The organism is Aeromonas sp. QDB18 (assembly GCF_027705325.1).
In the GTDB taxonomy this organism is placed as follows: Bacteria; Pseudomonadota; Gammaproteobacteria; order Enterobacterales; family Aeromonadaceae; genus Aeromonas; species Aeromonas caviae.
Map to the genome: position 1 here is coordinate 1 of NZ_JAPDBQ010000059.1, position 23,820 is coordinate 23,820.

Sequence of the window (23,820 nt, forward strand, 5' to 3'; positions counted from 1 at the left end):
CGGGGTGACGTGAGCGCGTTAAGGATCAGGGTGTTCACGTTGGCCGGAATGGCTGTTCAACTTCGCCGGAATACGCAACAGGTATGGAGCTGGCTTCGTCAGCATGTGTTGGCTAATCGCAGCTTCAAGGATTACGACGACATCCTTGATGCCTGCACATCGGCCTGGAAGCACTTTATTGCCGATGTGGAGCGGGTGATGTCACTTTGTAGCCGAGATTGGATAAAACTGACCTAATGTTTAATCCGATTGGTATCACCCATCCCTACGGCAATCTCCGCCCTATAGAATGGCATTCACGCTTCATTCGTGGTCACACATATAGACAGTTCAGGGATGACTCAACAATCTGCCTGGCGGAGCAGAAGCCAGTGGCCATTGTTACCTGGAATCAGTCGCCAGGAGCACTCTGGCTAGTTGGCCGCGGCTGATCTGCTGCGCTCTGAGGGCCTAGTGGATATCGCTGAGTATAGATGAGGGAGGGCGGAGGAAAGGCAAGGAGCGCTACTGTGGCTGCCTCTGGTGGGTATACAAACAGGTTATCAGTGATGCAGATGGCGTGATGTAGGCAGGATCGCTCAGGCTGATTCCATTTTCTGTTGTGTCGCGGGCATGGGGTGCACAAAAGAAAAGGGGACAGCAGATGCTGTCCCCTCAAGTCATTTCGTCCATTCCCTGAACTGCCATGCTCCCTGCAATCCTTGACGCTATCCTTTCCTTTGGAAATTCCCCTTCCCAATCCGTTGGGGTGTCCTGTGGCCTTCCTAGCCTGGCAATCTGTCCTGATTGCTTCACCCTCTCCTTCCTGGAGGTGTCCATTACCACATCCCGTGGTGTTCCTGCGTCATCCTGACTGATAACCATCCTGGCTATCACGCTTCATCTTGAAGCTGTTCCTGACCGCGTCTTGCGGTGTCCTTTCATCCTTGATGAGCGACAATCCGTGCCACTCAACCTCATCCCGAGGTATCCAACTACCGCATCCTGCGGTTGTCCTGTCGATCCTTGTGATAACCATCCTGGCTATCAACCCCATCCCGAGGTGTTCCTTGCCCACATCCTGCAGGCTATTCCTTGTTTATGCGCTGTTTCTGCATCCTGCCGAATCAGCTCGTCCTTGTGAGACCCATACTAAGGCAATTGCAGGCTCGAACAAGGTGTGCATTCGGCTTGGGTTCCGTGACTCGCGGTGCAGAAATGGATTGGTGTGGGATATTGTTCATTATTATCAATGCGTTAGTTAGTTTCTGTGGAAAGCATACCCAGTGCGGGATGGCTTCACGTACGGTTCAACACTGAGGGGTCTTACAGGAGGAATGGCAGATCTCTTACAAGCAGAAATCGGTAGGAAAACGATGGTACAGCCGCTTCAATCAGGGGTGTAAGAGTTCAAAATTAATTGAATACTTATGCTTTAAAAGTAGACAAAAGCCGAGATAAATCTCGGCTTTGTATTGTCTGCTGGTTTCTTTAGCTGACCCTTGTCCCAGGAGTCGGGTAGGCCTTGCGCAGTGATTCGGGTGCAAGCACCTCCAGGTTGCCGCTCATGTTGTTCAGCCAGGAGCGGAACTCGGGCGTATCCTGCACTTCGGTCTCCACCACCACGCTGCGCTTGTCGTAACGGGTCATACGCGGGTTATGCCCCGGGATTTGTCCATCGATCAGGGTCGGGCAGTTGGCATCGATGCGCCCGACGAAGCGGATCGGACCGCTGACGTCCTGATAACCCTGGTCGCGGATCAGCTTCTGGATATTGAAGTCCTTCGGCTGGGTCGCGCTGAAGTTGGTCAACTCCACGTTCTTGATGTGATCGAACGGAATGCCGTAGACCTTGGGATCCAGCTCGGACAGGGTACAGAGCAGGATGGGGCCATCGGGCTGGTTCAGGATGCCGAGGGGATTGATTCGGTCATAGCAGAGCCAGACAGTACGCTCCTTGATGACACGCTGGATCTCGGCGCTGAATTTGCGGCCACGCCAGAGGGCGTCGCGGATCAGGGTGCTGCGGCGGATCTCCGGATTGCCGGCGAAGGGGCGAGGTGACTGGTGCACGCTCTCCAGCCAGCGCTCGGCCAGTTCGCTCTGGCTGTCGCGGATCACCTGACCAGCCTTGTCGATCAGCGGGTTCAATTCGGTCAGCACGCTTGCCGGCAACAGTTGGCTCGCCTGGTCGCTCCAGGTTTTCAGGGCCACTGCCAGCGAGAGCGGCATGATGTTGGCAAAGTCATTGAGACCATGGCGCTCGAAGCACCAGCCATGAGGCTTGCTGCGCTCATCGGAGGTGAGGTCGAACAGTCCCATGCCGGACATCTCTTCCAGGTCCCGTTGCACGGTACGGAGACTGACGTGAATGCCTTCCTCTTCCAGTTTTACCTGGAGTTGGCTGGCGGTCAGCTTGTAAGGGCGGTGCGGGATGCAACGCGCCAAGGTCAGTTGTCGTAACAGCTTCTTACTCATGGTGCATGCCTTCACTGGTTTAGCGTTGAGTGTATCCTAGCCATGGCCTGCGACAGTCTATGTCGCAAGTTTTGCTGCGACAACTGTCGCCATTTTCATACATGAATAATCAAGTCATTGATAAATAAAACAAAACAATAAGGAAGAGGGGTTGTTTGAGCCCTTTTTTTCTTGAAAACAAGCCTTGCGAGGATGCTCGCGACCAGGGTGACAGGAAGGAAATGGAAGCAGTAAGGAGGGGGAGGTGGGAAGGAGGTGGGGGACGGGCCCCCACCTCGACACGTCGTTATGCCAGCCAGGACCAGGCTGATTTGGTGATGGCTGCGCCCACCATGTAGCCGAATACTGCGAGAGCGGCCACTCCGGCCACCAGCTTCTGACCGCGGGCAGGGCGCTTGAGCGCCATGACGCCCAGGCCGATGTAGATCACCAGGGCAATCAGCTTGGCCATCAACCAGGGCTGCTGGCCAGGGCTCATCTGCAGGGTCACCGCCAGCAGCACGCCAAACAGCAGCAGGAAGGTGTCGTTGATGTGGGGCAGCACCTTCAACCATTTCTGTTGCAGCCGCCCGCTGCCCGCCAGCGCCAGGCTCCAGCGGTAGAGGAAGAGCAGCAGGCTGACCAGGGCCAGGGTCATGTGAAGGTGTTTGAGCATGGGGTAATAGGCAATCATGTTGCTTCCTTGTCGTTGTCGGGCAGACCGCTGTTCCATTGATGGGCGTGGGTACGCTCCTGTCCTTCCTGATCGTCTTGCAGCAGGTCGGAGAGGATGTCGCGGTATTGCAGGCTCTTGTTGATATAGGTGTGCTCGTCGTCCAGGTAGTTGACCTGTTCCCGCAGCAGCCGATTGTCATACTGCTTGAACATCTGCCCCGCACGCCAGGCCTGATTGGCCCTGAATCCCAAGAGGGTGAGTGCTTCTACCCCAAGATCCACGGCCGACCCCAGGGTTTCGCGGTGCACGCTGTCTATCCCGTGGCGCAGGATCTCGTGGGCATGGGGTCTGTCCTGGGCACGGGCCAGTATTCTGAGGTGCGGGAAGTGCTTTTTCACCATCTCGATCACTTCGAGGGAGGTGGCCGGGTCATTGAGGGAGAGCACCAGCAGTTTGGCCTTGTGGGCGCCGGCCGCGTGCAGCAGGTCGAGTCGGCTGGCATCCCCATAAAACACCTGGTAGCCGTACTTTCTCAGCATCTCTATCTGGCTGGCATCCTGCTCGAGTATGGTGGTGCCAATACCATGGCCGTGGAGCAGACGCCCCACTATCTGACCGAAGCGACCGAAGCCGGCGATGATGACCGGGTGTTCCACCAGCTCGGGCTGTTCGTGTTCGGGGGTGTCGCTCTGGTTGCGGTAGTCGAACCAGGGCTGGATCACCCGATCGTTGAGGATAAGCAGCAGCGGTGTCAGCGCCATGGAGAGGGCGACGACCAGAGTCAGCAGTGAGATGGTGCTGCCCGGCAGTACCTTGTTCTGGGCGGCGAACGAGAACAGCACGAAGGCGAACTCCCCGCCTTGGGCCAGGGCCAGGGCGAAGGTCCAGCGCTGGTTAGGGGAGAGGCGAATGACAAAGCCGAGCCCCATCAGCACCAGCCACTTGAGCACCATCAGACCGATCACCAGTGCCGGGATCAACAGGGGATGGGCGGCAAAGAGGCTGAAGTCGATGCCGGCACCCACCGACATGAAGAAGAGGCCGAGCAGCAACCCCTTGAACGGCTCAATGTCCGCTTCCAGCTCGTGGCGGTATTCGCTGTCCGCCAGCACCACGCCGGCGAGGAAGGAGCCGAGGGCGGGGGAGAGGCCGACGGATTCCATCAGCACGGCGATGGCGATCACCAGCAGCAGGGCGGCAGCGACGAAGATCTCCCGCATGTGGGACTGGGCGATGGCGCGAAACACCGGCCGCATCAGGTAATGACCACCCAGCACGATGCCGGCGATGGCGGCCACCACCAGCAGGCCGTGCTGCCAGCCTGCCAGCTCTGAGCTGCCGCTGCTGGCGACCGGTGCGATGGCCAGCAACGGCAGGATCGCCAGGATGGGGATGACGGCGATGTCCTGGAACAGCAGCACGGCGAAAGCGGAGCGGCCGCTTTCGCTCTGCATCAGTTTGCGCTCCTGCAGGCTCTGCAGCACGATGGCGGTGGAGGAGAGCGCAAGAATGAGACCGATGGCGAGCCCCTGCTGCCAGGGCAGACCCAAAAGATAACCCACCCCGGTCAGGGCGACACTGGTGAGCAGTACCTGCAGACCACCGGTGCCGAGGATGGGCCCTTTCAGTTGCCACAACAGGGCCGGGCGCAGCTCCAGACCGACCAGAAACAGCATCAGCACCACCCCGAACTCGGCGAAGTGCATCACGTCTTTCTGCTCGCCCACCAGACCAAGCAGGAAGGGACCTATGATGATCCCCGCCAGCAGGTAGCCAAGGACGGAGCCCAGCCCCCACCGCTTGGCCAGCGGGACGGCGATCACCGCCGCCGAGAGGTAGATCAGGGCATCAAACAGCAATCCATGTCCCATCAGCGGCTCCTCCTTAACATGATGAATGCCGGTGAGGGCTGGCCGGGCCTGCGCCCGGATCGAGTGTGTGTCATGGGAGTACCCCCAGCAGATCGCGCAGATAGGGGCTCTCGGCCAGCTGGGCCGGGGTCAGCTGTTCGTCACGCAGGGCGCACAGCAGTTGGCGATAGTCCTGGCCGCAGCGGCGCAGCGCCTCGGGATCCTCGAGCTTGTGGAAAGAGTGCAGCACGAAAGGGGGCAGCCAGCGCATGCCGCACAGCTGTGCGGTCTGCTGGAAGGGGAGCAGGAAGTCGAGCAGCGGGCGCTGGTTGTAGCCGGCGCGGCAGTAGGATTCGGGGCCGCCCCCCGTGGTGATGGCGCTGAGCCACTGCTTGCCGTTGAGGGCATGGGCCTCGGGGCCGTAGGCATAGCCGTACTCCAGCACCAGGTCCATCCACTCTTTCATGATGGCCGGGCAGGAGTACCAGTAGAAGGGGTGCTGGAAGACGATGATGTCGTGCTCCGCCAGCAGGGCCTGTTCCCGTTTCACGTTGATGAACATGTCCGGATAGCGCTGGCAGAGATCGTGCAGGGTGATCCCCTCCAGCCCCTCGATGGCGTGCAGCAGTTGTTTGTTGGCCCGGGAACTCTGCAGCGCCGGGTGTGAAAAGATGACCAGAATGCGTTTCATGGGATTCCTGAAGAGGGTCTGCTGCCGGCACATGCGACAGACTGTGAGCTGAAACGTTATCGAGAAGCTCCCTGGCCCGCCAGTTCCGGGATCAGTGCGCGCAGCGCCGGATTCAGGGTCTGGTGGGCGGGGTAGCAGAGGCCGATGCGGCGGAACATCCGGGGGCCGCTCACGGGCAGGGTGCACAGGCCCGCTTCGTCCTCCACCAGCCCGTCGGGCAGGAAGCTGATGCCCACTCCGGCCAGCACCAGCGCCATCACCAGCCCCTTGCTCTCGGCCTTGGCCACCAGATTGAGGGTGAGCCGGTCACAGGCCAGCAGGCCTATGGTTTGCTGATGGGCTTCGCAGGGGGGACACTCAATGAAATCATGGTGTTGCAACTCAGCCAGCTCGATCCTCTCGCGACTGGCAAGGGGATGGTCGACCGGGACGCAGAGCACATAGTCCTCTTCCCAGAGCGGCAGGAAGATCTCGTCCTCCCGGCGCAGGGCATCCAGGGTCAGCCGGCAGTCGGCCGGGGTGCCGTAATCGGAGAGGGTGAGATCCAGCTCGGGCAGCACCCCCTGCACCCGCCGAAGCAATCCCGCCAGCCGACGGCGGCTGAGGTCGGGCATGATGGCCATGTTGAGTCTCGCACGCGTCGCCTTCTGGCGAAACAGAGTCGGCAGGCGACGCGCCTCTTCCACCAGCTTGACGGCGTGGGGATAGAGATAGTGGGCCGGATCCTTCGCTTCCACCCCCTTCTTGCCCCGGATGAGGAGGCTGTCCCCCAGGCTCTCTTCGAGCTGGCGAAGGCCGGCGGAGAGGGAGGGTTGGCTCACGTGGCAGCGGGCTGCCGCCGCCGTGATGTTCTTCTCTTCATAGATGGCGATGAAGAAGCGCAGCAATCTCAGGTCCAGCATGGGGATACCATAGTTAATTCAGATGATAACCAGCGGAAAACTATATTTATCGCCGATGGATGTAGCGACTATAGTGACTGGGTCCCGTGCTGGCCAGCCCTTGTTTGACGCCCATTTCAACGCATCAGAAGGAAAACTCCATGTCCAAGTCCCTCGTGGTGATCACCGGCGCGTCCGCCGGGATCGGTGCCGCCATTGCCCGCGTCTTCTCCACCGCCGGCCATCCGCTGCTGTTGCTGGCCCGCCGGGTCGAGCCCATGCAGGCGCTGAACCTGCCCGATACCCTCTGCATCGGGGTCGATGTCACCGACACCGCCGCCATGAAGGCCGCCGTGGCGCAGGCGGAGGCGCAATTCGGCCCGGTGGGATGTCTTGTCAACAATGCCGGCGTCATGCTGCTGGGACAGGCCGACGTGCAGGATCCAGCCGAGTGGCAGCAGATGCTCAACATCAACGTGATGGGGGTTCTGAATGGCGTGCATGCGGTACTGGCCGGCATGAAGGCCCGCCGCAGCGGCACCATCATCAACATCAGCTCCATCGCCGGTCGCAAGACCTTCCCGAACCATGCCGCTTACTGCGCCACCAAGTTCGCTGTCCACGCCCTGACCGAGAACATCCGGGAAGAGGTGGCCGATGTCGGCGTGCGGATGGTGACCATTGCTCCGGGCGCGGTGGAGACCGAGTTGCTCAGCCACACCACGGACGAGAGCATCAAGGCGGGCTATCACGACTGGAAGGATCAGATGGGAGGCGTCATTGCACCCGAGGTGATCGCCGACGCCGTGCTCTACGCCTGGCACCAGCCGGCCAACGTCTGCGTGCGGGAGATCGTGCTGGCGGCCACCCGTCAGCAACCCTGATGCAGACGGGGGAGGGGTTGACCCTCCCCCTGGGCCAAGGGTTACCATAGGCCCTCTTTCGTCAATGAGTCGTCTCATGGTCCTGACCCGTCGCCAACTCGCTCGCGCCCGCCGCTGGCTCCCCCTGTGGAGTCTGGTGCTGGTGCTGATGTCGTTTGGCAGCCGTGCGGCCACCGATCTCTGTACCCTGACGCCCCATTGCAGCCAGAGCGAGCGTACCCTGGAAAAAGCCATGCCCTGCGGCAGCTTCACCTCGGCGCTCGCCATGACGGTGCTCACCAGCGACAGCCTGACGGTTGCCCGGCTTGAGCCCGACAGGCCGACATTCCTCTCTCCCTCTCTGTTCATGCCGGAGGCGCCCCTGGAGCGTCTCGAGCGTCCGCCCCGTCACCACGGCTGAGTCGAGTTTCCCTTTCCGGGCATTTCTTCTTAACCGAGGTGAGATATGTACAAGTCCCTGTTACTGGCCGTGCTGGCCGGTACCGTCAGTTTTTCTGCTCTGGCAACCGGGCAGATGACCGTCTACAAGTCCCAGTATTGCGGTTGCTGCAAGACCTGGATCAAGCACATGAAAGAGAACGGCTTTGAGGTCAAGGTCGTGGAAACCGAGCAGCTTGACCCGATCAAGCAGCAGCATGGCATCACCCCGCAGCTGGCCTCCTGCCACACCGGGGTGGTGAACGGCTATGTGGTGGAGGGGCATGTGCCCGCTGCCGACGTGCAGAAGCTGCTCAAGGAAAAACCGGCGATCCGCGGTCTGACCATTCCGGGGATGCCCCAGAGTGCGCCGGGCATGGATATTCCGGGCCAGCCCTATCAGGTGCTGAGCATCAGTGACGAGGGCGCGACCAAAGTCTGGTCGAGCTACCCCGGCTGATGGATGCTGACCGTGAGCAGACACACTTCCATCATGTGAGGCACACCTGAGCGAACCCGTGTCGCTCACGGTCAGGGAGGAGGGCCGCCATCGCGAGATGGCGGCCCTTTTTCGTCGATTTGGGGGGGAATGTCCGGGGAGCCCTTGCAACCCCGGGCGACAAGGGGCAGATTGATCGCCAATTTTTATTTTCTCAGGGACGCTTTTCCCACTGCCTGCCGGTGTGCCGTCTGGATGCGTGCAGCACCAGCGGGAGGGGCGGCCCTGTGACAGCGCAAAGGATGCGACATGTTCACCTTTTCCCGGGGGTTGCTGCTGGCTTGCCTGCTTGCTGCGCCCTGTTCCCATGCCAACGAAGAGTCCGCCATGCCTACACGCGATACTTCCACCCAGCCTGTCATTGTCCCCCCGGTGGCTGCCAAGCACCCCCATACCCTGAAAAAACACGGGGACACGCGCGTCGACAACTACTACTGGCTGCGTGACGACGAGCGGCAGAAGCCCGAGGTGCTGGACTATCTCAAGGCAGAGAATGCCTACACCGAGGCCATGCTTGCACCGATCAAGCCGCTGCGCGAGCAGCTCTACAAGGAGATGGTGGCCCGCATTCCCCAGCAGGACGAGTCTGTCCCCTACGTGAAGAACGGCTACCGCTATCAGACCCGTTACGAGCCGGGCAAGGAGTACGCCATCTACTCCCGCAGCAAGGTGGAAGGGGACGGGGCGCCCGCCCTGCTGCTGGATGGCAACCAGCGCGCCGAAGGCCACGAGTTCTATGCCCTGGGGGCGCTCGAGGTGAGCCGCAACAACCGCTGGCTGGCGGTGGCGGAAGATTATCTCTCCCGCCGTCAATACAGGATCCAGTTCCTCGATCTGGAGAGCGGCGCCTGGGCCGCCGACACCCTCGAGAACACCTCCGGCAACCTGGTGTGGGCCAACGACAGCAAGACGGTCTTCTATGTGCGCAAGCACCCCAAGACCCTGCTGCCCTACCAGGTCTATCGCCACGAGCTGGGCACGGATCCCGCGAAGGATACCCTGGTCTACGAGGAGAAGGACGACTCCTTCTATGTGAGCCTCTACGCCACCACCTCGGAAGATTTCATCGTCATCTCCCTCTCCAGCACCACCACCAGCGAGGCGCGCCTCATTGATGCCAATGTGCCGGGCCAGACGCCACGCCTGTTCCTGCCCCGTCAGGTGGATCACGAATACAGCCTGGATCACTACCGCGGTCGCTTCTATGTGCGCTCCAACAAGGACGGCAAGAACTTCGGCCTCTATGAGACCAAGGAGAGCCCGGTGGATCGCTGGAAGGCGGTGATCGCCCCCAATCCGGACGTGCTGCTGGAGAGCTATGCCCTGTTCAGGGACTGGCTGGTGCTGGAGGAGCGCAGCCAGGGGTTGACCCGGTTGCGTCAGGTCAACTGGCAGAGCGGCGAACAGAAGGAGATCGCCTTCGACGATCCCGCCTATGTCACCTGGCTTGCCTACAACCCGGAGCCGGACACCAGCGCCCTGCGCTATGGCTACTCCTCCATGACCACGCCGTCCTCCACCTATGAGCTCGACATGGACAGCGGCAAGCGGACTCTGCTCAAGCAGCAGCCGGTGGCGGGCTTCGTGCCTGCGCAATATGCCAGCGAGCGGCTCTGGATCACCGCCCGTGACGGCGTGGCCGTGCCGGTGTCGCTGGTCTATCGCAAGGACAAGTTCAAGAAGGCAGGGGGTGGTGCAGGCACCAATCCCCTGCTGGTCTACGGCTATGGCTCCTACGGCGCCAGCATGGACCCGGACTTCAGCAGCTCACGCCTGAGCCTGCTGGACCGGGGCTTCGTCTACGCCATCGCCCATATCCGGGGTGGCGAGGAGCTGGGCCGCACCTGGTATGAAGAGGGCAAGCTGCTCAAGAAGCAGAACACCTTCAACGACTTCATCGACGTGACCGAGGCGTTGGTGGCGCAAGGCTACGGCGCCAGGGATCAGGTCTATGCCATGGGAGGCAGCGCCGGCGGCCTGCTGATGGGGGCCGTCATCAACCAGGCGCCCCAGCTCTATCGCGGCGTGGTGGCCCAGGTGCCCTTCGTCGACGTGGTCACCACCATGCTGGACGAGTCCATTCCCCTCACCACAGGGGAGTATGACGAGTGGGGTAACCCGAACCAGAAGCGCTACTACGACTACATGAAGGCCTACAGCCCCTACGATCAGGTCAAGGCCCAGGCCTACCCGAATCTGCTGGTGACCACGGGGCTGCACGACTCCCAGGTGCAGTACTGGGAGCCGGCCAAGTGGGTGGCCAAGCTGCGTGAGCTGAAGACGGACGACAACCAGTTGCTGCTCAGCACCGACATGGAGGCCGGTCATGGCGGCAAGTCGGGCCGTTTCAAGGCCTATGAGGACATCGCCCTGGAGTTCGCCTTCATTCTGGAGCTGGCCGGCAGCAAGGCGTGATGGCCGGGCCCAAATGAAATCAGCTTGTTACCAAACCCCGTTCCGGCAGCCCCGGATCGGGGTTTTTGCATCTTGGCGACAAAAGCGTCATTAACGTCGTGTTTATGCTGTTCAGTAAGCACTTCGCAATATAACGGACCAGGTTTCTAATCCTTGCCAGTCAAGGGTTGCGAAAGAATCTGGGCGTGCTTTTTATTGCTTCCCTTTGATAGTTCATGTAATTAATCTGCCCTTGAGAAATGAATGATCCGCTTCAAACTTCTCGCTATTTAAATCCGCCATTTTGCTGTTTTGTTTGATTTATGTTGGTATTATGTGCTTAATCGGAGCGTTAATGCTTTTGAACTGACCCGTTTCTGGTCAGATCACCTCCGATCGGCATGACGCTGATTATCTCACCGCAGGATGATGGTGGCTTTTGGAAGGGCGCGTGCCGCTCGACCATTTCCTCGTACGAGGTCGTATAGGCGAACCCAGTCTTGATGCGGGTCTGTCTCATATTCTCCCGGGAAACGGGTGAAATAAATCAATGAAAAGGATGAAGAACATGAAAGGATTATCCTTGGCGTGCGCCTTGTCGGCGGCTCTGGTCGGTGTGTCGTTTGGTGGTCCGGTGCAAGCGCAGGAGCGCTTCGTGACCATAGGCACCGGCGGTCAGACCGGCGTCTACTACGTGGCGGGCCAGTCCATCTGCCGCTTCCTCAACCGCGGCGCCGCCGATCACCAGATCAAGTGCAACGCCCCGGCCAGTGGCGGCGGTGTTGCCAACGTCAACGGCATCCGCTCCGGCGAATTCAACTTCGGCATCATGCAGTCCGACCACCAGTACAAGGCGATGAAGGGCGTCGAGCCGTTCAAGGCCGAAGGTCCGATGGATGACATCCGCGCCGTCTTCTCCCTGCAGAGCGAAGTGTTCACCATCCTGGCCCGCAAGGACGCCAAGGTAGCCAGCTTCGACGACCTGAAGGGCAAGCGCGTCAACATCGGCAACCCGGGTTCCGGTCAGCGTGACACCTTTGAAGAGATCATGGCCGTGAAGGGCTGGGACAAATCCGCCTTCAGCCTGGTTTCCGAACTGAAACCCGCCGAGCAGGCCTCTGCCCTGGGTGACAACAACATCGACGCCATGAGCTACTTCGTCGGCCACCCGAACGGCGCCATCCAGGAAGCCTCCACCACCACGGACACCGTGCTGGTGCCGGTCACCGGCCCCGAAATCGACAAGCTGCTGGCCGAGAAGAGCTACTACAGCAAGGCCGAGATCCCGGGTGGTCTCTACAAGGGCAGCCCGAACCCGACTCCGTCCATCGGTGGCAAGGCGGTGCTCTCCACCAGCGCCAAGGCTGACCCGGAAGTGGTCTACCAGCTGGTCAAGTCCGTGTTCGACAACCTGGACCGTTTCAAGCGCCTGCACCCGGCCTTCGCGGATCTGAAGGAAGCCGACATGATCAAGGTGGGTCTCTCCGCTCCGCTGCATGAAGGCGCTGTGCGTTACTACAAGGAACGTGGCTGGATGTAATCCGGCTGCGTCTTCGGATGTGCCCCGGACTCGCTCCTCCTTCGGGGGAGCGAGTCTCATTTATTGCAGTACCTACAGAGTCACACTATGCAGCAAACACAACAACAAGAGGCGTTCTCGGCCGAGGAGCTGATCGCCCAGGACGTCGGCGCCAGGCTGCCCGTCGGCCCCATGAGCTGGATCATCGCGGGTCTTGCGCTGATCTGGTCCCTGTTCCAGCTCTGGATTGCCTCGCCGCTGCCCTTCTCCCTCGGCATCGGCGTCCTCAACGACACTGAAACACGCTCGATTCACCTGGCCTTCGCCATCCTGCTCGCCTACCTGGTGTTCCCCGCCATGCGCAGCTCGCCGCGAGACAGGGTTCCCCTTGCTGACATCGCCCTCGGCCTCGTCGGTGCCGCCGTCGCCAGCTATCTGTTCGTGATGTACCAGGAGCTTGCCCAGCGTCCCGGCAACCTGACCACCATGGACTTCGCGGTGGCCTGCGTCGGCATCCCGCTCCTGCTGGAAGCGGCCCGCCGCGCCCTGGGCCCGGCCCTGGCGGTCATCGCCATCGTCTTCCTGGCCTACAGCCTGGCCGGTCCCTGGATGCCTTCCCTGCTGGCCCACCGCGGGGTGAGCCTGCATGCGCTGGCCAACCACCAGTGGATCACCACCGAAGGGGTGTTCGGCATCGCCCTTGGGGTCTCCACCAGCTTCGTCTTCCTGTTCGTGCTGTTTGGCGCCCTGCTCGAGCGCGCCGGTGCGGGCCACTACTTCATCCAGCTCGCCTTCAGCCTGCTGGGTCACCTGCGCGGCGGCCCGGCCAAGGCGGCTGTGGTCGCCTCGGCCCTGACCGGCGTCATCTCCGGCTCCTCCATCGCCAACGTGGTGACCACGGGCACCTTCACCATCCCCATGATGAAACGGGTCGGTTTCTCCAAGGAGAAGGCCGGCGCGGTGGAAGTGGCCTCTTCGGTCAACGGCCAGATCATGCCGCCGGTCATGGGGGCTGCGGCCTTCCTGATGGTGGAATACGTGGGCATCCCCTATGTGGAGATCATCAAGCACGCCTTCCTGCCGGCGGCCATCTCCTACATCGCCCTGCTCTACATCGTGCACCTCGAGGCGCTCAAGCTCGGGATGCAGCCCATCGGCAACCGTCAGCCGCGCCCCTGGCTGCGTCGCCTGACCGGCTTCGCCTTCGGTGCCGCCCTCATCAGCGGCCTCTCCATGGCGGTCTACTACGGTCTGGGCTGGCTCAAGCCGGTACTGGGTGACTATGCCCTGCCGGGGATCAGCGTGCTGCTGGCCGTCGCCTATCTCGGACTGCTGAAGATCGCCGCGAGCAACGCGCCGCTGCCGGCGGAAGACCCGGACAAGCCGCTGGACGAGCTGCCCGAGACCCGCGCCGTGCTGCTCTCCGGCCTGCACTTCCTGCTGCCCGTGGTGGTGCTGGTGTGGTGTCTGATGGTGGAGCGCCTCTCCCCCGGCCTGTCGGCCTTCTGGGGTTCGGTGATGCTCATCATCATCCTGCTGACCCAGCGACCACTGCTGAACTGGCTGCGCACCGACGGCAAGCATGACTACGGCTCCTTCACCGATGGCGTGGTGGACCTGCGCGAGGGGCTGATTGCCGGTGCCCGCAACATGATCGGCATCGGCATTGCCACCGCCACTGCCGGTATCATCGTCGGGGCCGTCTCCCAGACCGGCGTCGGCCTGGTACTGGCGGATCTGGTGGAGTTCCTCTCCATGGGTAACCTGCTGCTCATGCTGATCCTCACCGCGCTGCTGAGCCTGATCCTCGGCATGGGGTTGCCGACCACCGCCAACTACATAGTGGTATCGAGCCTGCTGGCGCCGGTGATCGTCACCCTGGGGCAGCAGAACGGCCTGATAGTGCCGCTCATCGCGGTGCACCTGTTCGTCTTCTACTTCGGCATCATGGCGGATGTGACCCCGCCGGTGGGGCTGGCCTCGTTCGCCGCGGCCGCCGTCTCCAAGGGCGACCCCATCAAGACCGGGATCACGGCGTTCTACTATAGCCTGCGTACCGCGGCGCTGCCGTTCCTGTTCATCTTCAACACCGATCTGCTGCTCATCAACGTGGACTTCGCCCACGGCGTACTGATCTTCATCGTGGCCACCATCGCCATGCTGATCTTCGCTGCCGCCACCCAGGGCTTCTTCCTGGTGAAGAGCCGCTGGTACGAGAGCGTGCTGCTGCTGCTGGTGGCTTTCACCCTGTTCCGTCCTGGCTTCTGGATGGATCTGCTGCACGACCCGTATCGCGACACCGCCCCGGCCGAGCTGGTCCAGACCATAGGGCAGGTGGAGGCCGAAAGCACCCTGCGCCTGCGCATGGAAGGGGAAGATGCGGTGGGCAAGTTGCGCCGCTTCACCGTGCTGCTGCCGGTGCCTTCGGGCGTCAGTGGTGAGGACCGTCTGGCCAAGCTGGGGATCCAGACCTATGAGCAGGACGGCAAGATCCTGATCGACACCGTCACCTTCGGCAGCCAGGCCGCCGATCTGGGGCTGGAGATGGATCAGCAGATCCTGAGCGTCAAGGCGCCCACCGAGCGCTGGCCCAAGGAGCTGATGTGGCTGCCGGGCTTCCTGCTGTTCGGGGCCGTGGTCTGGCTGCAACGCCGCCGGGTCGCTCGACCCTGATCATCACCCAATAAAAAACGGCGCCTTCGGGCGCCGTTTTTTATGCTGGGCTGTGATGCCGGCCGCTTCGGTCCATCAGTCCAGGGCATCAGTTGGACTGGGTCTGCTTCTGTTTTTGCAGTTGGTCGAGGGTCTGCTGCTCCTGCGGGCTGAGGCCAAGCTGCTCGCAGGCCTGTTCAAAGCTGATGCCAAGATGGCACATCATGATGTCGATAGCGGGCAGGTAGTTGGTCATAGCGTCTTCCATGGTGATCCTCCAGAACTGTCTCTTATGCCCGAGGGCGGGGATGGGGGCAATTAGACTTTAGGTGTAGGGTGCCATCTGCTTCAGCCTCTGCCACTGGCCGGGGGAATTTGCTACTCTTGCGGGCACTAAAGAGGTTGCCGCCCCAGGGTGAGCAGCCGGTGAGGAGCAGGGCATGTTATTGAGTTTCTTGATCATCGCATCGGGCTGGTGGCACATCCGCGCGGCTTACGGCTCAGACCCCCGTCAGTTCTACATCAGCAAACCCCTGACCATGCTGTTCATCATCGCCCTGGCGTTTGGTTACCAGAGCGACGATCACAACGGCTCCCACGCCTGGATCCTGCTCGGTCTCTGCCTGTCGCTGGCGGGGGACGTGCTGCTGATGCTGCCACGGGATCGCTTCATCCAGGGGCTGGCGGCATTTTTTGTCGCTCACCTCTGCTACATCGTCGGTTTCGCCCAGGGGCCCCTGGTGCTCAAGCTGGTGGACGGCCTGCTGCTGTTGCTGGTGGCTGGCATGGTGTTCGGGCTCCTGTGGGGCCAGCTCGGCGAGATGAGGATCCCCGTCTTCTGCTACATGCTGGTGATCATCGCCATGGCCTGGGTGGCCGCCGGTGCCTGGCATGCCTCTCTCACTGCCGGCAGCGCCGCCGCCCTGGTGGGGGCGCTGATGTTCCTCTTCTCCGACAGCATGCTGGCGCTGGACAGATTCCGCCGCCCCTTCCCCCATGCCACGGCCTGGATCATGAGCAGCTACTTCGCGGCCCAGTTCCTGATCGCCGCCTCCCTGGCGGGCTGACCGGCGGGCAGCCATGAAAAACGGGCCTTCTGGCCCGTTTTGCTATGTGCTCCCCACCTTTCACGCCTCGACCGGTTCTGCGTCAGGGGCCCTCGGGGCCGGCTGCTTGAGCAGCAGCATCAGGGCGCTGGCGACGAGCAGGAAGATACCCATCACGTAGAACACCTGGTTGTAGGCCATGATGGCCGCCTCGCGGCTGATGGTGTTCGACAGCATGGCCCGGGCCTGCAACTGGGCCTGCTCCGGCCCGGCTCCCTGGGCCATCATGGTCTGGGCCAACTGCATCAGATAGGCCTGCCCCTCGATGCTGGTGGCGGCCAGGGTGCTGCCGATCTGGCTGACATGAGTCCGGGTGTCGTTGTCGATCAGGGTGGCGATGATGGCGATGCCGAAGGCGCCCCCCAGGTTGCGCAGCACGTTGAGCAGGGTCGAGGAGGAGGGGATCTCGTCCGGCGTCAGGCTGGCGGTCGCCACCAGGGAGAGGGGCACCATGATGAAGGGCTGCCCCAGGGCCCGCACGATGAGGGACTGGATCAGCTGGGGCCCGGCGTAGTCGGCATTCATGTTCACGTTCATGAAGCAGCTGATGGCGAAGACCAGAAAGCCGAAGCTCACCAGATAGCGCGGATCTATCTTGTGGGTCAGCTTGGGCACCAGGGGGAGCACCAGCAACTGGGGCAACCCCATCCACATCAGTACTTCACCGATTTCCAGGGCGTTGTAATTGTGGATCTGGGTCATGTAGAGGGGCAGCACATAGATGGAGCCCATCAACCCCATACCGAGCACCAGGTAGGCGAAGCAGGCCAGGGCGAAGCGCGGGTTGTGCAGCAGCCGCAGGTTGACCAGGGGGTGGCGGCGCAGCAACTGGCTGATGACGAAGAACACCAGGGCCACCACCGAGATGACGGTGAGCCGCACGATGAAGCTCGAGCCGAACCAGTCCTCCCGGTTGCCCTCTTCCAGCACCACCTCCAGGAGGCCGAGACCCACCGCCATGGTGAGGATACCGATGAGATCCACCCGCTTGATCACCTCCCAGTCCACCGGCTTCCTGTCCAGTCCGTGGGCCAGCATGGCCATCACCAGCAGGCCGGGCGGCACGTTCAGATAGAAGATGTAGTGCCAGGACATCTGCTCCGTCAGCCAGCCCCCCAGGGTCGGGCCGATGGCGGGGGCGAAGGTGGCGCACAGGCCGAACAGCGCCATGCCGGTGGCTCGCTTGTGCAGCGGCAGCAGGCTGACGATGAGGGAGAAGGCCATGGGGATCAGGGCCCCGCCGGTAAAGCCCTGCAGCGCCCGAAAGACGATCATGCTGGTGAGGTTCCAGCTGAACGAGCAGAGCACGGAGGCGACGATGAAGGCGCCCGTGGTCCACAGCAGGTAGCGCCGCACGCTCAGTCCCCGGCTCAGCCAGCCGCTCAGCGGAATGGCGATCATCTCCGCCACCAGATAGGAGGTGGAGATCCAGGAGCTCTCGCTCAGGGTGGCCGAGAGCGCCCCCTGAATGTCTTTCAGGGAGGCGTTGGTGATCTGGATGTCGAGGATGGCCATGAAGGCGCCGATGAGGCCCCCCATGACCGCGATCCAGTTGCGGCGTGGTATGGCCTCCATCAGTGGGCGGCCACCACGGGATCAGGGGTGCGGGTGTCGACGATCACCTCGGTGGAGAGGCCGGGCAGCAGCTTGCCCGCCAGGGCGCCCGGATCCGGGATACGGATCTTGACCGGTACCCGCTGCACGATTTTGGTGAAGTTGCCGGTGGCGTTCTCCGGCGGCAGCAGGGCGAACTTGGCGCCGGTGGCCGGAGAGAGGCTGTCGATGATCCCCTCGACCGGTTGATCCGGATAGGCATCCAGGATCACCTCCACCTTCTGGCCCGGCTGCATGTGCTGCAACTGGGTCTCCTTGAAGTTGGCCTCGACCCACACCTGGCTCAGTGGCACCAGGCTGGCCACCTGCATACCGGACTGGACGTAGAGCCCTTCCCGCAGGCTGCGCTTGCCGATGATGCCGTCAGCCGGGGCTCGCAGCTCGGTGTAGCCGAGTTCCAGCCTGGCTTGTTCAAGCTGGGCTTCGCTCAATGCCAGCCTGGCCTGGTTCTGCTTGGCTTCGGCATCCAGCACCAGCAGCCGCTCGCGGGCGGCCTGCAAGGCGGCTTTGGCCTCCAGTGCCTGGGCCTGGTTGACCTGCAAGCCGGCGCGCACCTCGTCCAGGCTGTCCTGGGAGCTGTAGTGACGCTCATTGAGCTGGCTGACCCGGCGCACCTGCTGCTGGGCCCGGACCTGCTCGGCATTGGCCGAGCTGACTTTTGCCTCGGCCTGGCGGATGAGGCTCAACTGCTGGATACGGGTGGCGGCGAGGTTATCCGCCGTCGCCTGGTTGAGGTGCAGATCGGCCTCGGCCTCCGCCACCTTGGTCCTGTACTCGCGGTCGTCGAGCCGGGCGATGAGCTGGCCGGCCTTCACCGCCTGGTTGTCGGTCACCAGTACTTCGCTGATGTAGCCGGAGAGCTTGGAACCGATGCCGGTCACCTCGCTTTGCAGGTAGGCGTTGTCGGTGCTCTCGAAGTAGCGGCCATGCAGATACCAGTAACCGGCAAACAGCAGGCCGAGCAGGGCTAGCACCAGGGCGGCCAGCAGGGGGATCTTCTTGTGTTGACTCATGATATTGGTTTTCCTGAACTGTGGCGGGCAGGCTAACATCGTGCAACTGTTTCGATTAGTATCCATTCATGAGATATACAGTTTCACTGGTGAAACAATGGACCTGAATGCTGCCTTAATCCTCGTTCGTATCGTCGACAAGGGCTCCTTTACCGCCGCTGCCCAGGAGCTGGGCATGACCAAGGCGACGGTGAGCCGCCGCATCGCCGAGCTGGAGCAGCGTCTCGGCGCACGGCTGCTCTATCGCTCCACCCGGCAGCTCACCCTGACGGAAGCCGGTGAACAATATTATCTACGCTGCAGCAAGGCGGTGGAGGAGCTGGCCCAGGCCGAGCTGATGCTCAGTGCCAGCCAGCAGGAGGTGACAGGGACCCTCAAGCTGGCGGTGCCCATCGAGACGGGACAGCTGGTGGTGGGGAGGCTGGTGGCGAACTTCCTGCAAGCCTATCCGGGCATGAAGGTGGAGCTGGAGCTGACCAACCGCATCGTGGATCCCATCAGCGAGGGGCTGGATGCCATCGTGCGGGTCGGCGACATGAGCGACTCCAACCTGGCGGCGCGGCGTCTCTGGAGTACCGAGCGGCTGCTGTGCGCCAGCCCGGACTATCTGGCGCGCCACCCGGTGATCCAGAGGCCCGCCGATCTGGTGCATCACGAGCGGATCGCGGTCAGCACGGGGTTCCTCGCCTCGCACTGGTGTTTCGAGCTGGATGATCGCGAAGTGCTGGTGGATCCCCCGTCCCGCTTCCAGGTCAACAACATCACCTGTGCCAGGGAGGCGGCGAAGGCGGGGCTGGGGCTGGCTTCCCTGCCCGCCATGCTGTGCCATGATGAGCTGGCGGACGGGACGCTGGTCTCCTTGCTGCCGGAGTGGCAGCAACCCAGGGTACCCATCTACCTGCTGTTTCCCGAGCGGCGCCTGATGCCGCGCAAGCTGAGGGCATTCATCGATTTTCTGGTGGCCAACGGCCCGGCTTACGGCATCGACAAGCTGCTGTAAGGGTTTCGAGGACAACGTATGGCGCGGTGGATGAATCTGTATCGGGCATCTCGCTTCCGGAAGATGCTCGCCCTGGAATGATGGTAGTGCTGGTGATGACGGCACTGGCAAGGGTTTCGAGGACAACGTATGGAGCGGTGGATGAATCTGTATCGGGCATCTCGCTCCCGGAAGATGCTCGCCCTGGAATGATGGTAGTGCTAGTGATGACGGCACTGGCAAGGGTTTCGAGGACAACGTATGGATCAGTGGATTAACTTGTATCGCGCCTCTCACTCCCTGGAGGCGCATGCCCTGAAAGGGGCCTTGGAGGTAGAGGGAGTCAGGGTGCGCCTCAGCGGCGAAGGGCTCTCCGGTGCGCTCGGGGAGCTGCCGGTGGATCTGCTGCAAGTGACCCTGATGGTGAACGAGCGGGATCGTCAGCGGGCGGGCCGGATCATCGAGCGCTACCAGCAGCGCCAGGGCAACGGCTGGCTGTGCGGCCAGTGCGGGGAGGAGAACGGCGCCAACTTCGATATCTGCTGGCGCTGCCATCACGATCCCCAGGATCATTGAACGCCCCTCGCGCCCTCAGCGCAGGGTGAAGTCGATGTCATCCCCCGCATGGGCATCGTGGTAGGTGGCGAGATCCAGCTCCTTCTCGCTGCGGGCGATGAGCACGGAGACCAGGATGTCGCCGGAGACGTTGACCGTGGTGCGCGCCATGTCGAGGATCCGGTCTATGCCGGCGATGAGCGCCACCCCTTCCAGCGGCAGTCCCACGGCAGTGAGGGTCAGGGTCAGCAGCATCAGCCCGGTACCGGGTGTGCCCGCCGTGCCGATGCTGGCCAGCGTGACGATGCTGATGATGGTCAGGTAGTCCACCAGATGCAGATCCACCCCGAAGGCCTGGGCCACGAACAGGGCGGTGACCCCCTGATAGAGGGCGGTGCCATCCATGTTGATGGTGGCGCCGATGGGCAGCACCTTGGCGGTGATGGCGGGGGAGACCCCGAGCCTGCGTTCGGCGCAGGCCAGGCTGATGGGCAGGGTGCTGCTGCTTGAACTGCTGGTGAAGGCCACCGCCTGGGCATCGACGATGCTCTTGAAGTAGTGCAACGGGTTGAGGCGCGCCATCAGGAGCAGCAGGCTGCTGTAGACGCCGAGCACGTGGAGCAGGCAGCCGAGGTAGACGGCGCCGATCACCTTGAGCAGCGGCAACAGCAGGCTGACGCCGTACTTGCCGGTCATCCAGGCCATCAGGGCGCAGACGCCATAGGGGGCCAGGGCCATCACCATCTGGGTCAGCTTGAACATTCCCTCCGCCAGAGAGGTAAAGAACAGGATGGCGGGGCGGCCGCGTCGTCCGGTGGCGTTGAGGGCGAGAGCGAGGGCCACGGCGAACACGATCACCTGCAATATCTTGCCATCGCCCATGGCCTGCACCGGGTTGCGCGGCACCAGGTGGCTCAGCACGCTGGCCAGGGTAGGTTGCTGCGCCATGGCGCCCCGTTCATAAGGACCCATATTGGCGCCCATGCCCGGCTCCAGCAGCCAGCCCATCATCAGGCCGATGCAGATGGCGACGGCGGTGGAGCAGAGATAGAAGCCGATGGCCTTGCCGGCGATGCGGTCGAGCCGCTTGCCCTTGAGCAGGGCGGTGAGGCCTGCCAGGACGGAACAGAAGATGAGGGGCACCATCAGCATCTGGATGGTGTTGACGAACAGGACGCCGATGGGCTTGAGCAGCAGGGCCTGCTCGCTGAAGCAGAGCCCCAGACCTATCCCGGTCAGCATGCCGAGCAGGGTCTTCAACCAGAGCGGGCGACGGGTCCAGATCCGCCAGGGTTTGAAGACCAATCCATGGAACAGCATGACGCCAATGTCCTTATTTTCTGTCTGCGGTGGCAAAAAGGGGCGACAGTGTAGCCATCCCCCCGTCAGGTTGCCACATTATCGACAAAGCGGCGCTCACGACCAGCCCGCTGGCGTTAAAAAAGGCGTTTTGTTGGCCTATATCAAGAACCCTCTCCGGGCTTCGGGCTTTAATTGTCATCTGACATGATGATTAAAGAGGTTCGAGATGTCCCAATCGATACACGGTCACGAAGTGATGGAGATGATGCTGGAGCAGGAGAGTCCGTTTACCCGGGCCAGCCTCAGGGCGGCGATCGCCTCGCGCTTCGGTGCCGAGGCCCGGTTCCACACCTGCAGCGCCAGCGAGATGGACGCCGACGCCCTGATCGACTTCCTGGCCAGGCGCGGCAAGTTCATCGACTCGGAGTCAGGGTTCCAGACCCGCGCCGACAAGATCTGCAACCACGGATGATCGCCAGCGGCGAGCGCGGTGGGGCGCTCGCCGAATCCCGCCACCTTTGTTATATTTCGCCCTCCTTCCCCTCTTGTTGAAAGGTTCTGCCCGGGCGCTCTATGGACACATTCTCCGCTGCCGTCATGCTGTTTCTGATCATGGATCCGCTGGGCAACCTGCCGGTCTTCCTCTCCATCCTGCGCCATGTCGACCCCAAGCGTCGACGCAAGGTAATGCTGCGGGAGCTGTTGTTTTCACTGGTGATCATGATGGGCTTCCTGTTCGCCGGTCAGCAGATCCTGAGCTTCCTCAACCTGCGTCAGGAGGCGGTCAGCATCGCGGGGGGCATCATCCTCTTCCTCATCGCCATCAAGATGATCTTCCCGAGCCCCGGTGGCGTGACCGGGCTGGCGGCGGGGGAGGAGCCCTTCCTGGTGCCCATGGCCATCCCCATGATTGCGGGCCCCTCCATCCTGGCTTCCCTGCTGCTTCTGGCCAACCAGGAGCCGACCCGGATGGTGGACTGGTCATTGGCCCTGCTGATGGCCTGGGGGGCCAGCGCCGTGATCCTGATGTTCTACGAGCTGTTCAACAAGCTGCTGGGTGAGCGAGGACTCACCGCGGTGGAGCGGCTGATGGGCATGCTGCTGGTGATGATCTCGGTACAGATGCTGCTGGACGGGGTACACCACTATCTGGCGGTGACGGGTCAGAACTGACGGGGCGAATGCTGATGTCAACGTGAAACGGGGCTTCTTGAGCCCCGTTTTTTTTTGCGCGTCAGGCGGCAGCGGCCGGGCCGTCCGCCGAGGTTTCCAGCTTGCCCATGATGAGGGCGAGCAGGGTCTCCCGCAGCCAGCGATGGCCCGGATCCTCCTCGTGGCGCTGATGCCAGATGAGCAGGTGGGAGATGCTGTCCAGGGCGATGGGCAGCGGCAGCGGCACCAGGGGGTAGACCTGGGTGGCGTGGCGGGCGTAGAGGCGGGAGAGGGTCACTATCATGTCCGAGTGCATGCCCATGCGCAGGGCCGCCTCGAAGGAGGGCACGGTCGCCTCGATCCGGCGATAGAGATCCTGCTCCGCCAGCTTGTGATCCAGCATCCAGCGATCCCGCCCCTCGCAGTAGGTCTGCACATGGGGGTAGGCGAGGTAACGGGCGAGATCCCACTCGGGCTCCTGCAAGGCAGGGTGATCCCGCTGCACCAGGCAGGTGAGATCGTCGATGGTGAGCAACCGCTGGCAGATGGCGTTGGGCAGGGTGTCGAGGCGAAAATCCGAATTGATGCAGTTCTCCCGCACCGTGAAGGCGATATCCACCTGGCCCTGGCTCATCTCGGTCAGGCTGTGTTCGGTCTACTCCTCGTAGCGCAGGCGGATGCCAGGGGCCTGACGCTTCAGTTCGCTCAGGTAGAGGGGGGCAAACAGGGTGAAGGCGCTGTCCATGCTGGCGATGACGAACTCCCGCTCCGTGCTGGCGGGATCGAAGTCCGGCGGCTGGATCAGGTTGTCCAGGGAGAGCAGTATGGGCTGCAGTTGCTGCTGGAGATCCAGGGCGCGGGGAGTGGGATCCATCCCGTAGGCCGAGCGCACGAACAGGGGATCGTCAAAGGTCTCCCGCAACCGCCCGAGGGCCTTGCTGACGGCGGACTGGCTCAGGTGCAAACGGCGTGCAGCCCGGCTGCCGTTGCGCTCTTCTAGCAAGACTTGCAGGATTATCAACAGATTAAGGTCTATGCGTGCAAGCTGTTCCAGCAACATGATATGAATCCTCTTCAATTCCTAGATGAATATATACCATTTGTTTTCATATCTTGGCGATCCTCATATACAGGACCTTAAGAAAACACTTCATTTGAAATTCCTTCTAAGGTCCTGTTCTGTATCGATTTTCGCTGCTT

General features: G+C 62.0%; 20 protein-coding genes and 2 pseudogenes. 12 read left to right on the forward strand and 10 right to left on the reverse strand.

All coding sequences use genetic code 11. From position 1 onward, the window contains the following. Positions 1-237 (forward strand): annotated as a pseudogene (locus OKC30_RS10795) (hypothetical protein); the annotation flags it as partial. A gap of 1,233 nt (positions 238-1,470) precedes the next feature. Here the strand turns inward: OKC30_RS10795 and OKC30_RS10800 are convergent. The 5 genes from OKC30_RS10800 to OKC30_RS10820 form a co-directional block, all read right to left on the reverse strand. Further along, positions 1,471-2,457, reverse strand: a complete 987-nt coding sequence (locus tag OKC30_RS10800; protein ID WP_029313511.1) for a helix-turn-helix transcriptional regulator — start codon at positions 2,455-2,457, stop codon at positions 1,471-1,473. Positions 2,458-2,743: 286 nt separating this feature from the next. Beyond that, the gene (locus OKC30_RS10805; protein ID WP_039040394.1) at positions 2,744-3,130 is read right to left on the reverse strand and encodes a SirB2 family protein; all 387 of its coding nucleotides are present in this window, start codon (positions 3,128-3,130) and stop codon (positions 2,744-2,746) included. Next, complete coding sequence (locus tag OKC30_RS10810; protein WP_010672573.1) at positions 3,127-4,983, reverse strand: monovalent cation:proton antiporter-2 (CPA2) family protein; 1,857 nt, start codon at positions 4,981-4,983, stop codon at positions 3,127-3,129. The genes OKC30_RS10805 and OKC30_RS10810 overlap by 4 nt, the downstream gene beginning before the upstream one ends. 70 nt (positions 4,984-5,053) lie before the next feature. Continuing rightward, entirely contained in the window at positions 5,054-5,653 is a 600-nt protein-coding gene (locus OKC30_RS10815; RefSeq protein WP_041212184.1) for an NAD(P)H-dependent oxidoreductase, read from the reverse strand. Between the two features lie 56 nt (positions 5,654-5,709). Next, positions 5,710-6,555, reverse strand: a complete 846-nt coding sequence (locus OKC30_RS10820) for a LysR family transcriptional regulator (RefSeq protein ID WP_160838417.1) — start codon at positions 6,553-6,555, stop codon at positions 5,710-5,712. Between the two features lie 140 nt (positions 6,556-6,695). On the opposite strand from OKC30_RS10820, the gene OKC30_RS10825 reads away from it, so the two are divergent. From OKC30_RS10825 to OKC30_RS10850, 6 genes are all read left to right on the forward strand, one after another. Then, entirely contained in the window at positions 6,696-7,418 is a 723-nt protein-coding gene (locus OKC30_RS10825) for an SDR family oxidoreductase (protein ID WP_160838415.1), read from the forward strand. Positions 7,419-7,494: 76 nt separating this feature from the next. Then, the gene (locus OKC30_RS10830; RefSeq protein ID WP_039040397.1) at positions 7,495-7,818 is read left to right on the forward strand and encodes a hypothetical protein; all 324 of its coding nucleotides are present in this window, start codon (positions 7,495-7,497) and stop codon (positions 7,816-7,818) included. A gap of 45 nt (positions 7,819-7,863) precedes the next feature. Beyond that, the gene (locus tag OKC30_RS10835) at positions 7,864-8,295 is read left to right on the forward strand and encodes a DUF411 domain-containing protein (protein WP_160838413.1); all 432 of its coding nucleotides are present in this window, start codon (positions 7,864-7,866) and stop codon (positions 8,293-8,295) included. Positions 8,296-8,583: 288 nt separating this feature from the next. Next, the gene (locus tag OKC30_RS10840) at positions 8,584-10,749 is read left to right on the forward strand and encodes a S9 family peptidase (protein ID WP_161646811.1); all 2,166 of its coding nucleotides are present in this window, start codon (positions 8,584-8,586) and stop codon (positions 10,747-10,749) included. A gap of 547 nt (positions 10,750-11,296) precedes the next feature. Next, entirely contained in the window at positions 11,297-12,268 is a 972-nt protein-coding gene (locus OKC30_RS10845; RefSeq protein ID WP_045523000.1) for a TAXI family TRAP transporter solute-binding subunit, read from the forward strand. An 87-nt stretch (positions 12,269-12,355) separates the two neighbouring features. Next, positions 12,356-14,920: a TRAP transporter permease gene (locus tag OKC30_RS10850; RefSeq protein ID WP_160838409.1), complete on the forward strand. Its 2,565-nt coding sequence runs from the start codon at positions 12,356-12,358 to the stop codon at positions 14,918-14,920. A gap of 88 nt (positions 14,921-15,008) precedes the next feature. On the opposite strand, the gene OKC30_RS10855 is transcribed toward OKC30_RS10850, so the two are convergent. Further along, positions 15,009-15,167 (reverse strand): hypothetical protein, encoded by a 159-nt coding sequence (locus OKC30_RS10855; protein WP_005332188.1) that lies wholly within the window; start codon positions 15,165-15,167, stop codon positions 15,009-15,011. A 172-nt stretch (positions 15,168-15,339) separates the two neighbouring features. On the opposite strand from OKC30_RS10855, the gene OKC30_RS10860 reads away from it, so the two are divergent. After that, complete coding sequence (locus OKC30_RS10860) at positions 15,340-15,966, forward strand: lysoplasmalogenase (RefSeq protein WP_270666412.1); 627 nt, start codon at positions 15,340-15,342, stop codon at positions 15,964-15,966. Positions 15,967-16,026: 60 nt separating this feature from the next. Here the strand turns inward: OKC30_RS10860 and OKC30_RS10865 are convergent, their stop codons facing one another. Together OKC30_RS10865 and OKC30_RS10870 are read right to left on the reverse strand one after the other, a co-directional pair. Then, on the reverse strand, positions 16,027-17,580 hold the full coding sequence (locus OKC30_RS10865; protein WP_270663681.1) for a DHA2 family efflux MFS transporter permease subunit: 1,554 nt from the start codon (positions 17,578-17,580) through the stop codon (positions 16,027-16,029). Next, complete coding sequence (locus OKC30_RS10870) at positions 17,580-18,632, reverse strand: HlyD family secretion protein (RefSeq protein ID WP_039040403.1); 1,053 nt, start codon at positions 18,630-18,632, stop codon at positions 17,580-17,582. The genes OKC30_RS10865 and OKC30_RS10870 overlap by 1 nt, the downstream gene beginning before the upstream one ends. A 97-nt stretch (positions 18,633-18,729) precedes the next feature. Here OKC30_RS10870 and OKC30_RS10875 point away from each other — a divergent pair, with 97 nt between their 5' ends. Together OKC30_RS10875 and OKC30_RS10880 are read left to right on the forward strand one after the other, a co-directional pair. After that, positions 18,730-19,632 (forward strand): LysR family transcriptional regulator, encoded by a 903-nt coding sequence (locus OKC30_RS10875; protein ID WP_270666410.1) that lies wholly within the window; start codon positions 18,730-18,732, stop codon positions 19,630-19,632. 240 nt (positions 19,633-19,872) lie between these two features. Continuing rightward, positions 19,873-20,187 (forward strand): putative signal transducing protein, encoded by a 315-nt coding sequence (locus OKC30_RS10880; protein ID WP_010672587.1) that lies wholly within the window; start codon positions 19,873-19,875, stop codon positions 20,185-20,187. Between the two features lie 15 nt (positions 20,188-20,202). Here OKC30_RS10880 and OKC30_RS10885 read toward each other — a convergent pair whose 3' ends face one another. Beyond that, positions 20,203-21,486, reverse strand: coding sequence for a dicarboxylate/amino acid:cation symporter (locus tag OKC30_RS10885; RefSeq protein ID WP_041214291.1), 1,284 nt, complete (start codon positions 21,484-21,486; stop codon positions 20,203-20,205). A gap of 208 nt (positions 21,487-21,694) precedes the next feature. On the opposite strand from OKC30_RS10885, the gene OKC30_RS10890 reads away from it, so the two are divergent. After that, entirely contained in the window at positions 21,695-21,940 is a 246-nt protein-coding gene (locus tag OKC30_RS10890) for a YecH family metal-binding protein (RefSeq protein WP_039040405.1), read from the forward strand. A 101-nt stretch (positions 21,941-22,041) separates the two neighbouring features. After that, the gene (locus OKC30_RS10895; RefSeq protein WP_010672590.1) at positions 22,042-22,641 is read left to right on the forward strand and encodes a YhgN family NAAT transporter; all 600 of its coding nucleotides are present in this window, start codon (positions 22,042-22,044) and stop codon (positions 22,639-22,641) included. 61 nt (positions 22,642-22,702) lie between these two features. Here the strand turns inward: OKC30_RS10895 and OKC30_RS10900 are convergent. After that, a pseudogene (locus OKC30_RS10900) lies at positions 22,703-23,680 on the reverse strand (LysR substrate-binding domain-containing protein). Between the last annotated feature and the right edge of the window lie 140 nt (positions 23,681-23,820).